This window comes from Oxynema aestuarii AP17 (assembly GCF_012295525.1).
In the GTDB taxonomy this organism is placed as follows: domain Bacteria; phylum Cyanobacteriota; class Cyanobacteriia; order Cyanobacteriales; family Laspinemataceae; genus Oxynema; species Oxynema aestuarii.
Window position 1 is genome coordinate 1,087,213 of sequence record NZ_CP051167.1, and the last position, 11,384, is coordinate 1,098,596.

Genomic DNA, 11,384 nt, shown 5'->3' on the forward strand with positions numbered 1-11,384 from the left:
AGGTAACCTCTTCACCCGCTTGGTTCGCCACCTTCCACTCCCGACCTACCAACGGCTCAATTTCTCCCCGAGCCGATACATTTTCTACGTTCGTATGCGCTAGAAGTGTATGATTTTCTTGAGTTGAAATAACAATTATAGTGGTTCTCGAATAAGTATCGTTAAAATCTAGTATTCCGTAGGGTAAGTGACTTGAAAACCGGAAAACTCTCGGGAAAGCTAACCCCTCGTCACGCACCGACCTTACATCGGCATCTATGCTAAGATTCCCTATATAAATAAAATCGATCCTCCAAATTGAATCTCAATACATCATTATGTCGCTCCTGTCAATATGGGCAAAAGACTATAAAAATTTAAACTTTTACGAAACCCCTTTAGAGTTCGATCGACTTAATCTTTTAGTCGGTCCGAATGGCTCGGGAAAGAGCAATTTAATCGCACTGCTTAGATTTTTACAATTATCAGTATCTCAAAGTTTCGGCTCCGTTAGCGGTTTTCGCTATGCTTGCGAAGAACTCGGCGGTTCTCACGTACTCTCGTTTAACCTCGATCGACCTGGAACCGTTCTCCTCAAGTACAAATTCGAGGGAATTGAGGAAACCCGATATCAACCAATTTATCTCGAAATAAAGTTATTTATCAGCAAATTGACTAACTCTGCTGAAATTCACGAAGAACTTCTCTATTCTCCGATTAATGGGGATGAAAACAACCCCTTTTATTACTATAAGTTACACAACCATCAATTAAACACTGGTGTAGTTTCAATTCTTCAACCAGATGGAAGTCAAAAATTTCAGCGCATTTCTAATGTGCCACTTGATTCTCTCGGGCTTTTAGTAATTAACGAACTGATTCAACAAGAAAATGAAGAAATTCGAGAGTTATTGCTTAGATCTAATATTTACTCAGTTCGCAGACATTTACTCAACGGGATTGAAAGTTGGCGGTTTTATAATGCCAACAATATGAACTTAAAGGAGATTCGCGAATCCGAACCTAAAATCGGCTCGGGAGCGTTAAATTTGCATTTATCCGAAACTGGAGAAAATTTAGCCGCCGTTTTGGACGAACTCTGTAATGAAAGCTTCGATTTTGAAGACCAGTTCAACGATGCTGTCAAGCAGTTTTTACCGATGACGCGGCGCATTCGATCGACCCGAGCGGGACGTTTGAATTTAACAATTGAGTGGGTCGTCGAAGGACTCGATGAGGTTTTGTATTTACGAGATATGTCTGACGGCTCAGTTAGAATGCTCTGCTGGGCTATCATTCTATTATCTCACAGATTGCCGTCTTTACTGGTGATTGACGAACCGGAAATGGGGATTCACGTCGCCTGGATGAAAGTTTTGGCGGGGTGGATTGAATATGCGTCGCGACAGACGACGATTATCGTTTCAACTCATAGTCCAGACCTACTCGATCGCTTTACCGATCGTTCTGAATCGGTCATCTGTCATAACTTAAATAATCGCGGTTTTGCGTCGATGGATCGCATCGAACAAAATCAGTTTCAATCTCGCCTACAAGAGGGATGGGAACTCGGCGATCTCTATCGAGTTGGCGACCCCAGTATTGGAGCGTGGCCGTGGTAATTTGGTTGTTTGCGGGAGGCGGACCGCCGGAATACAGTGGCTTGGTGAAACTCCTCCAAAAAACCTTTCGGAATTATCATTTCGATCGACAACTTCCTCAACTGGTAAAGCCAATAGGGAAGCCAAATCGTAACGTTCCTATGGTGCGATCGACCACGGGGAAAGCCTTATTAAAATCTATTTCCGAGCAACTTTCTTTTCTGCTTGAAAGACATTCGCTCGAAGAGCGATTAGCCAAAAATACTTTATGCGATGCAATTCTCATCATTGACGATTTAGATTGTCGTCGCTGGAACGGCGAAATTTGCAATCTCGTTGACTCACCGGGGTTTAAAGAAATCAGAAATTACTATGTTCGGCGAGTTCGAGAAAGCCTCGATGAAGCCATGCAAAACTTGGATGAAAATATCCAAAATCGCCTCTCTGAATCTGGATTTAAACCGAAAATTATCATCGGCTTTGCATCGCCAGAAATCGAATCTTGGATAATTGCAGATTGGGGAAACTGCAAACACCGAGATTTTCCAAAACATCAATGGCTTCGGATGAGAAATTGGCTCAGAGACGAAGCGAGAGTTGATTTTGAAGCTCCCGAAATTTACGGTGGTTTTAATGAAGAGACTGGCGTTTGTCAGTTTAAGATTTCCGAGAAAATTGTAGAAGCCTCCATCCAAGCTCAAACGATTGAGAATGATGGAGAACTCTGTGAATACAACAAAAGGCAACATTCATCGGAGTTATTGGAAAATATTTCGATGAACCGAATTCAGGGAAACTGTCCGATTTTTAGGTTGATGTATCGCTGTTTACAGAATTTAGAGTAAATCGTTGCGTAGATTGGGTTGACGACAGGAAACCCAACAAAAGCAGTCAATATTTGTTATTGTTGGATTTTGCAAATTCAACCCAATCTACCCGGATAGAATTGAGAAACGGTAAGCTTAGGCTAAGTAGTAGGATTGAACTAAATCCCCTAAACTGTTCATCTTAACGCCGTTCCCGATCGCTGCCATTTTCCACTCGTTATTATGTCGATAAATTTCAGCGACAATCGTATCTGTCATTCCTTGGTATTCACAACCCGAGAGATTATATCGCGCCAATTCTTTACCGTTGGACATATCCACTAAGCGAATGAAGGCATTCTTCACTTGTCCGAAATCTTGTTGACGCTTTAAACACTGGTAGATATTAACGGTAAACACCAGTTTGTTAATCTCAACAGGAATTCGGGGTAAATCCACCAGAATTTGTTCGTCCTCTCCCTCTCCTTCTCCGGTGAGATTGTCGTCTAAATGCTGAATTGCACCCAAACGATGGCTAAGATTGCCAAAATATACAAGATTGGTGCAGTTGGTGATTTTGTTGTTGCGATCGAGACAAATCACAGAAGCATCTAAATCAAAGTCTTTGGTATTGAAGCTATGGAAAAAGCAACAATTGACGATCGGGCATCAGCTTACGCCTACCCGATCGCCGATGAACTAACTTGAATTAGGATAAATGGGCGTTTGACTGTCGGTACAATTCTTCAATATCTTTTAATGAAATTAATATTCCGAGATTGTATAATTTCTTAGATTTCTCTCCGAAAGTTGCCGATCGCCCGTATCGCTCCCCTCGGGGGATACGCCCTGGCCGCGACCCGAAAGACAAAAGTGAGAAACCCAGGCTGCCTCTCTAGAAACAACCTGGGGCAAAAATTAAGGACTATTCGCGGCCCGTTGTCTGGCGACTTCCATATTTTGCCGATAAGTTTCTACCCGAGGTTGAGCTTGGGAATAATTAGCACTCGACTCGGGAACCGCGTTCATCAAATCGCTGGCCTGTTGCCACAGATTCGCCACTTCATTCCACTGGGCTTGAGTTTCGGCAGTTTGTGCCAATTGAGCCGCTTGGGTCGCCTTGCGCACGGCTTCCGCAAACGGATCGGCGGGGGCTTCCGTTGCCGTCGGCGTGGGGGTTTCGGTCGCCGTCGGTGCGGGGGTCGTCTCCCCAGTGGGGGTTTCGGTGGCGGCGGGAGACCCACCCTCTGGGGTGGGGGTGCTCGGCGTCGCTTGTTGGGGATTGAATTGCTGCTGGTAATACCACCAACCGCCTACTCCGACGCCAGCGAGCAGTAAAACAACGACGGGAATGGCGATCGCCAATTTCTTATTCATGCCTGTTTTAGCGGAGGGTTCTTCATCCTCCAAACCAACTTCTCCGTCTTCTTCTAACTCGTCGTCGAGGTTGTAATCGTCTTCGATGTAATGTTCGTCCTCGTCGCCTAAGTCCTCGTCTTCCATATCCTCGGCGAGATCCTCGTCGCCAACCAGCTCGAAACCTGCCCCCGCCATGTCGTCGCCTTCGTCGGACAAGTCAAACTCATCGTCGGGGATATCGTCGTCGTCTTCTTCCACGGGTACGGACATCGGCGGTTCGATTTCGATTTCCTGTTGCCAAGCAGGATGCCGTTGCCCCTGCTGGCGCCCGTACACTTTCATGGTCGAATACGGCTCGATCGCCAATTCCCTCAACCCCTGTTGGATGAAGGGAACCAAGGATTCGCGATCGGGGATTTGAGCCGCCTCTAACAACAGCAGTAAAGAACCATCCTTGATCGCCGCTTTCGCCGTAATTCCTTCAGATTGAATGGCTTGGTTGACGATCGCGGAGATCGCCTCGGGTTCGCCTTGTCGGGCGCGTTCTTTGAGTTCTGTCGGTGCTTGAAATAAGGGCATGGGAGGGGCCGATGGATATATTAGACTTTATGAACTGACACTCACCGCCCTAAAGGAGCGGGGATTCTTGGTTCGTCCACCTGCCGTAAGATCGCCGGACTTATCCAACGATCCTAGAGGGCTGATGTCCCCAAGGGTTAAAGTTCCCGTGTACCCCACGGTACTGAGTCCACGTTGCAAGATGCTGATGGCAGGGTTGCGATCTCCGTCCAACTCACACCCACATTTGCAGATATGAGTACGAGTTGAGAGGGACTGTTTCACAACTTGAGTACAGCTCGAACATTCTTGACGGGTGTAGTGGGGAAGCACTGCAAAAGTGATTTTCCCGTACTTTACACCAAAATATTGAAGCCATCACCTGAATGTTGACCATCCTGCGTCACTCATCGACTGGGCAAGACGCCGATGACGAACCAGCCCTTTTACCTTCAAGTCTACATAGGCCACCCGATCGTCAGATGGGATGACGGAATATGCCAATTTCTTGCTTTGTAACCCGTCGATCCCACAGGGGAGCTTCAAGCTCGTTATTACGAACTCGGAAGATTTGGGAAGCTGACGGGCTTTGGGCAGTGGCGATCGCAGCTCGATGGGCTTCCGTCGGTTATTATCTCTGAAAAAAATTAAAAGAAAAACTAGGAGCGGTGACACTCGTCAGTAACGGCACGAGTGAAAGTGGAAAAAAGCCGACAGACTGGGAAGTTGAGGCAGGTCGAGGGGGTGAGGACTGGCGGTGGGGAGCGATCGCGGTTAGCATGGAACCGCATTCAATCCACCACTCGTAACAGTCCTCGACGCAAACCGTCGAACACGCGATCGATGTGAGATTGCTCCTTAGAAGTGAGGGAATCTTTCGACAGCAGAGCCGTCATAAACCGTTGTTGGTCGGCTCGGGTAATCTGATGGGTCGAGAAGATGCGCTCGACAATCTTCTCCAGGGTTGCATCGGGGCTGTGTGCTGAGACACTCATAACCATAAAATACGCAACGCTAAACTTTTAGTCTTTTGTACCACTATCGCTTATTTTGGACACTTTTACAGTGATGTCTGTCACTGCTTTATGGCCGGGTTTTGTCTTGGGGCGCCTTAACTTCAGTCGGCAAAGTCACCGTAAAGGTCGAACCGACGCCCAATTCGCTGCTCACCGTAATTTCGCCGCCCATCATGTGGCAGAACTGCTGGCCGATCGCCAATCCCAAGCCCGTCCCGCCATATTGCCGGGTCGTCGAGGGATCCGCCTGCACGAAGGCTTTAAAAATCGAGCGGGTTTGTTCCGGACTCATGCCGATCCCGGTATCGCGGACGATAAAGATAGCGCGATCGCCCTCGTTGGGGTTCGGTTCTCGGCGCACTTCGAGCGAAATCTCGCCATCGGTGGTAAACTTGGCCGCATTGCTGACTAAATTGAGCAGAATTTGCCGGACTTTTGTGAGATCTGCATACATCATGCCGAGGCGATCGCCGCCCTCACTCCGTTCAAAGCCGATCGTCCGCAAGCGGTTGCGATTCTTGACGATCGCCGGATAGGTCGTGGCGATCGTCGATTCGACCAAACTGCGAAGCTCGAACGTTTCCAACGCCAGCTCCATCTTGCCCGCTTCAATTTTAGAAATATCGAGAATATCGCTAATTAAATTGAGTAAATGCCTGCCTGCGGTTTGAATTCGCTTCAAATCCGTCATCAACAGTTCGTTCCCCTCCTCTTCGGCCTCTTCGAGCAGCATTTCGCTGTAACCGATAATCGCATTGAGAGGGGTTCGCAATTCGTGGCTCATATTCGCCAAAAACAGACTTTTTGCTTGAGACGCAGCCAGGGCTGTTTCTTTCGCCCGTTGCAATTCCGCTTCCGCCTGAGTGCGTTCCAGTTCCGAAGACGCGCGAATCGCAAAAATCCGCAGTAAAGAGGTGGCCATTTCTTCCCGTTTGAAGGGTTGGGAATGCATGACCACCAGCCACCCGAGGGAGCGATCGTTGGAGTCAAACAAAGGCGAGGCCAAATAATGTTCGATGCCCAACTGGGTGAATAGCTCGTGATTCGGAAAGCGATCGCACTTTTGTCCTTTGGCGAAACACATCTGAGAGCCTTGGGTCAAGCCGCACCCCTGACCCTTCAATTGATACTCAAAATTATCGACGATTTCGCCGTGAAGAGAGACCGCAAGACTTTTGAGCCGATTGCGATCGCACAGTTGCGCCACAAACGCCCCATCCACCTGTAACGTTTTGGCCAAATACTGCACTAGGGAGCGCAAAAAAGCGGCTCCGGTTTCCGCCGAAACCCCTTCGGCAATATTGCGGATCAGTTCTTCGCCGCGCTTGCGATCGCCGATTTCGCGCACCACCGCCACCAGGCGATGTTGACCGCCGAGTAACGCCTGTTTCAAATTGACTTCGATCCAAAACTGCTTTCCCGCGCGATCGCGGGCGAGCCATTCAAACTGTTGCGGCTGACCGCCGACCGCCTTGCGAATCCACTCGATCGCCCGAGGTTGGGTATAGGGTTCGACTTCGGCACTCAACGCGCCGACATCGAGGGCTTGGATTTCGGCTAAGGAATAGCCGTACATTTCGCACACCGTGCGATTGACGTCGAGAATCGCTCCGGTTTGCGGGTCGTGAATGAAAATCCCTTCGGTGACGGCGTTAAAAATTTCTTCGTAGTTCGCTTGGGAGATTTCGAGGGCTTCTTGCGTGCGCTTGCGTTCGGTAATGTCGCGGGTGAGGGAGAGCAAGCAGGGGATCCCGTCGAGCTGGATGATATCCGCAGAAAACAAACCGATGCGGATTTCGCCAGATTTGAGCCGGAAATGAGCTTCCCAATTGCGAACGATGCCATCTTGGCGAAGTTGTTGCAAGAGGCGATCGCGATCGCCCGGATCGACCCAGATATTTAAGTCAAAAGCACTCTTTCCGAGGGTTTCGGCGAGCGTGTAACCCGTAATCTCCAAAAAAGCATCGTTCACTTCGAGATAGCGCCCGTCGTCGAGGGTGGTAATCGCGATCGCGTCGGGACTGAAGCGAAAGGCTTTGGAAAACTTTTCTTCCGACAGGCGCAACGCTTCTTGTGCTTTGCGGCTTTGGGTAATATCCGTTTGCGATCCGGCGAAACGGTACGCCCGCCCTCGTTCGTCGCGCACCGCCAAACCGCGCGCCAGCATCCAGACGTAATCGCCGCCAGCGTCGAGCAGGCGATATTCACTTTGAAAATGGGGGGTTTGACCCGAGAGGTGCGCGTCGATTTCGGCTCGGACGCGATCGAGGTCTTCCGGGTGAATGCGCCCCAACCACTCCTCCGGGCGATCGCCGATTTCCAAAGGGTTGCAGCCGAGCATCGCCTTCCAGCGCGACGAAAAGTAAATGCGCTTGCGGTTGAGGTCCCAATCCCACAGACCGTCCTTAGCTCCGGCGACGGCGAGAGCATAGCGTTCTTCACTTTCGCGCAGGGCGGCGGTGGCGCGATCGATCCCCTGTTGGAGGCGATGGGGTTCGCGCACCAAAATAAAAATACACCCCCCGGAAGAGAGTGCCAGCAATGCGCCCAAAGCGTACAAGCCCCACAAGCGCGAATGGTACCCTTGCCAACCGCCGCGAGGAATGGCGGCTAACTGCCAACTGCCGTTGGGAAGGGAGATGTCCAAAAGGATCGGGTTTTGCTCGAATAGGTCTGGATTGCCGAAAAATACCGATCCGGCAGCGCCCAGCCCGTCTTTCCCGCGCAGGGCGTAATCGAGCGAGAGGGTGGACTGCCACCAAAATTGCTGTACGCGATCGCCCCAAGAGCGCGCCGTCGGCGGGGCTGACATTTCCCACAATCCGGCTTCTTGCATTAAGGTATCGCGATCGATGACGATCGCCGCCAAGCCCCAATATTCGCCGCGCTCGGCTGCGGGGCTGGCGGCGGCGGTTAGCCTGTCCCTCGCTAAAAAAATAGGGGTGCGACTGATAAAACCGACCCCTCCTTGAATCAGATCCAACGGTCCGGCGACGACCGTTTTGCCCGTGGCGATCGCCCGTAAGGTGGCTTCTTTCGCTTTTGGATATTCTAAAAGGTTCAAACCGAGGGCGGCTTCGTGTCCCTCCAAGGGATAAACATGGGAGATGACGTTGTTTTTGGCCAGTTGGAGATTGAGAATTCCCGTTTGTTGGACACTCAATCCCCGGGCCAGTCGTTGAAAGTCCTCGGAGTTGAGGTCGGGATGGATGGAGACGTAGGCGACCAAACCTCGGGTGAGAAATAGCCGGGAATTGAGCGAGGTTTCCAAGCGAGCGCGCACCGCACTCAATTGGTTGAGGACTTCCGTGCGAACTTTTTGGCGATCGCGCTGCTGCTCGGCGCGCACGAGTCCCCAGACGGCAGCGAGGACGATACTGCCGACAATAACTCCAGCGAGGTGAGGTGAGAATCGCGATCTCATGAGCGTCTTCCTAGCGATCGGTTCGTGTAAGGAGGTTAAGCGCCGCTCTCATCGGTTCGACTTGCACAACTGTGGCCCGAACCGCGACTGAAGGCGATCGAATCGCGAGGTGGGTTGCCTCTGGTTTAGCACGAATCTCTCGCCTTGAAATCACTGAAATGAATTGTGATTCCCGACACCGCTCTCTAAAACTTACTCAAACTTAATCATTTGATGTTTAGTTCCTAGCTTGGATCTTCCGAGACCTTTCCATCACGCTTGCTTACACGGCTGAGCTCTCCGCGTTTTCTAGATTAATTGCCGCATTTAAGTCACGATCTATGGAGACGTGACAGTTCGGACAATCATACTGTCTTCGATCCAGGGGCATTTTTTGTTGGTGTCCGCAGTTAGAGCAGATCTGCGAACTGGGATACCACGGGTCAATCAATGTTAATTTGCTCCCATACCACTCGCATTTATATTCAAGTTGACGACGGAACTCATCAAACCCACCATCCGCGATCGCACCAGCCAGCTTGTGATTTTTGAGCATTCCTGACATTTTCACTTTTCACTTTTCACTTTTTACTTTTTACTTCACCGTGGTTTTTGGCTAAGTAAGTTGTTAACTTGTGTAAATGGTCGGCTCTAATATCGGCGATGCGTCGGTGGGCCTTAGCTAACTTGAGTTTAGTTTTTTCTCGGTTTTTACCTCCTTTTTGACGGCGGCTTAGTTCTTTCTGGAGTTTGGCCAGTTTTTTCTGAGCCTAGCGATAAGCTTTCGGATTGGGATAGGTTTTACCATCGCTCAGGGTGGCGAGAGTTTTAATTCCTACATCTACCCCAATCCGCTCCCTATCCCCCCTTCGCCCCCCTTTCAAAGGGGGGTTGGGGGGATGGTTCAAAATCAATTTTGAAGGCAATATACCAGTCCCCTGCTCGTTTACTTATGGTGACGTTTTTAGGATGGACTGGCGGTAACTGTTCGTGGCTTTTTACCCAAGCGATCCGAGGTAGCTTCACCCAATCACCGGAAATTTTAATGCTTTCTTCCAGGTAAAAACTCTCTTTGACATTCTTTTTCTTAAAGTTTGGAAAACCTGTTCCTTTGACTTGCCCAACTCGCTTAAACGCTTTATTTAGGTTTCGCAACGCTTCTTGAGGGCTACATTTGGAGACTTCATAGTACCAAGGATTCTGACTTTTCACCTCGGCGACTAATCTTTTGTGTAAGTCTATGGCGGTTGGCAGTTTACCTCCGGCTTCTAATGTTTCCTTACAGGTAGCGAGTCCCCAATTCCAAGCGTGTCGAGCAACTCCTGCGTGTTTCGCCATCAGCGTTCGTTGTCGGTTATTTAAGTCTAGCTTGGTCTTAAAGCCTTTCACTGACTTTTTTAACTCCTCAACTATCTTTTTGTTCGGCTAAGTTCAGCTACCATAAAGACGAGCAGAAAACAATGGAGATGGTGAAATCCGCGATTTTTGCGGCTTCAGTCCTTCTAAACTTACTCAAATCTTTGTTTGAGCATAAAAAATGAGTAAGTTTAAGGAACTTCAGGTAGAAATTTAAACATTTTAACCCTGACCGTCGAGCTGGCAATTTGAGTGGGGTTGTACCCGATTTTAGCCTTTACACCACAAGATTTTGTCGCGGTTTGAACGTTTCCACTTCGCGCAACTGTTCGTAAAGTTCCCGCTCGCGATCGCTGAGTTGTTTGGGAACTAACACTTGAATTTCGACCAACTGATCCCCCCGTTTGCCGCTTCCGGTGGGATAGCCTTTATTCGCCAAGCGCAAGCGCTGACCCGATCGCACCCCCGGCGGCACCGTCATCTTCACCAAACCGTCCAAAGTCGGCACTTCCACCGGACCGCCCAACGCCGCTTCGCTCGGGGTCAGGGGGACCTGACAGGCAATTTCCGCCCCTTCGACTTTAAAAAAGGGATGGGGTTCGACGGTAATTTTTAAATAGAGATCGCCGCCGCCCATCCCTTGACCGCGCAGGCGAATGCGCTGTCCGGTCACCATTCCCGGGGGCATCGTCACTTCGAGCGATCGCCCGTCTTCGAGACGAATGCGCTCCGATCCGCCGCTATAGGCTTTTTCGAGGGGTAAGCGCAACCGAGCTTCGATATCGCGGCGAGTCGTGCGCGGCGGCACCGTATAACTGGTTCTGCTCGTTCCCGGCTTGAAATAATCCCGAGACGCCGTGCGCGCGCTGCTGCGGGGGCTGGCGGTTTCGTAACTGCGGGTGGCAGTGGAAACTCCGCTTCGCACCCCTGACGAACGGCGTCCGAGCAGTTCTTCGACGAAGGCGTTAAAGTCGCGGAATTGACTGAAATCGACATCCTCGCCCCGGCGATCGCCCCCGACGGCGCTGCGTCCGTTGGCGGCTTTGGCGCGGCTGGCTTTGCGTCCTTGAAACCCTTTTTGACCCCAAAAGCGGCTGAATTGGTCGTATTGCGCCCGTTTGTTGGGGTCGGAAAGCACTTCGTAAGCTTCGCCGATATCTTTAAATTTCTCTTCCGCAGCTTTATTACCGGGATTGAGATCGGGGTGATACTGGCGCGCTAGGCGTCGGTAGACTCGCTTGATTTCTTCGCTGGTTGCATCTCTGGCAACTCCCAGAATCTCGTAATAGTTCCGAAAGTTTTGCAT

The 11,384-nt window shown here is 50.2% G+C and carries 7 protein-coding genes and 2 pseudogenes; 2 read left to right on the top strand and 7 right to left on the bottom strand.

The window, feature by feature from the left end:
- The first annotated feature begins 317 nt into the window (after positions 1–317).
- Positions 318–1,601: an AAA family ATPase gene (locus HCG48_RS04285; RefSeq protein WP_168568054.1), complete on the top strand. Its 1,284-nt coding sequence runs from the start codon at positions 318–320 to the stop codon at positions 1,599–1,601.
- On the top strand, positions 1,595–2,425 hold the full coding sequence (locus HCG48_RS04290; RefSeq protein WP_168568055.1) for a hypothetical protein: 831 nt from the start codon (positions 1,595–1,597) through the stop codon (positions 2,423–2,425). Before HCG48_RS04285 ends, HCG48_RS04290 begins: the two co-directional genes overlap by 7 nt.
- Positions 2,426–2,542: 117 nt before the next feature.
- Here the strand turns inward: HCG48_RS04290 and HCG48_RS04295 are convergent, their stop codons facing one another.
- The 7 genes and pseudogenes from HCG48_RS04295 to HCG48_RS04325 all read right to left on the bottom strand — a co-directional run bounded on the left by HCG48_RS04295 (position 2,543) and on the right by HCG48_RS04325 (position 11,384).
- Positions 2,543–3,049, bottom strand: a complete 507-nt coding sequence (locus HCG48_RS04295; RefSeq protein ID WP_168571734.1) for a TerD family protein — start codon at positions 3,047–3,049, stop codon at positions 2,543–2,545.
- Between the two features lie 255 nt (positions 3,050–3,304).
- A complete protein-coding gene (locus HCG48_RS04300) occupies positions 3,305–4,324 on the bottom strand; it encodes a flagellar basal body-associated FliL family protein (protein WP_168568056.1) in 1,020 nt (339 codons plus the stop codon).
- A 27-nt stretch (positions 4,325–4,351) separates the two neighbouring features.
- Positions 4,352–4,669, bottom strand: a pseudogene (locus tag HCG48_RS26665) (zinc ribbon domain-containing protein); the annotation flags it as partial.
- A gap of 425 nt (positions 4,670–5,094) precedes the next feature.
- Complete coding sequence (locus tag HCG48_RS04310; RefSeq protein ID WP_210437172.1) at positions 5,095–5,298, bottom strand: hypothetical protein; 204 nt, start codon at positions 5,296–5,298, stop codon at positions 5,095–5,097.
- An 88-nt stretch (positions 5,299–5,386) separates the two neighbouring features.
- The gene (locus HCG48_RS04315; RefSeq protein WP_168568058.1) at positions 5,387–8,743 is read right to left on the bottom strand and encodes a PAS domain S-box protein; all 3,357 of its coding nucleotides are present in this window, start codon (positions 8,741–8,743) and stop codon (positions 5,387–5,389) included.
- 262 nt (positions 8,744–9,005) lie between these two features.
- Positions 9,006–10,060 (bottom strand): annotated as a pseudogene (locus tag HCG48_RS26765) (RNA-guided endonuclease InsQ/TnpB family protein).
- A gap of 295 nt (positions 10,061–10,355) precedes the next feature.
- Positions 10,356–11,384 (bottom strand): DnaJ C-terminal domain-containing protein, encoded by a 1,029-nt coding sequence (locus HCG48_RS04325; RefSeq protein ID WP_168568059.1) that lies wholly within the window; start codon positions 11,382–11,384, stop codon positions 10,356–10,358.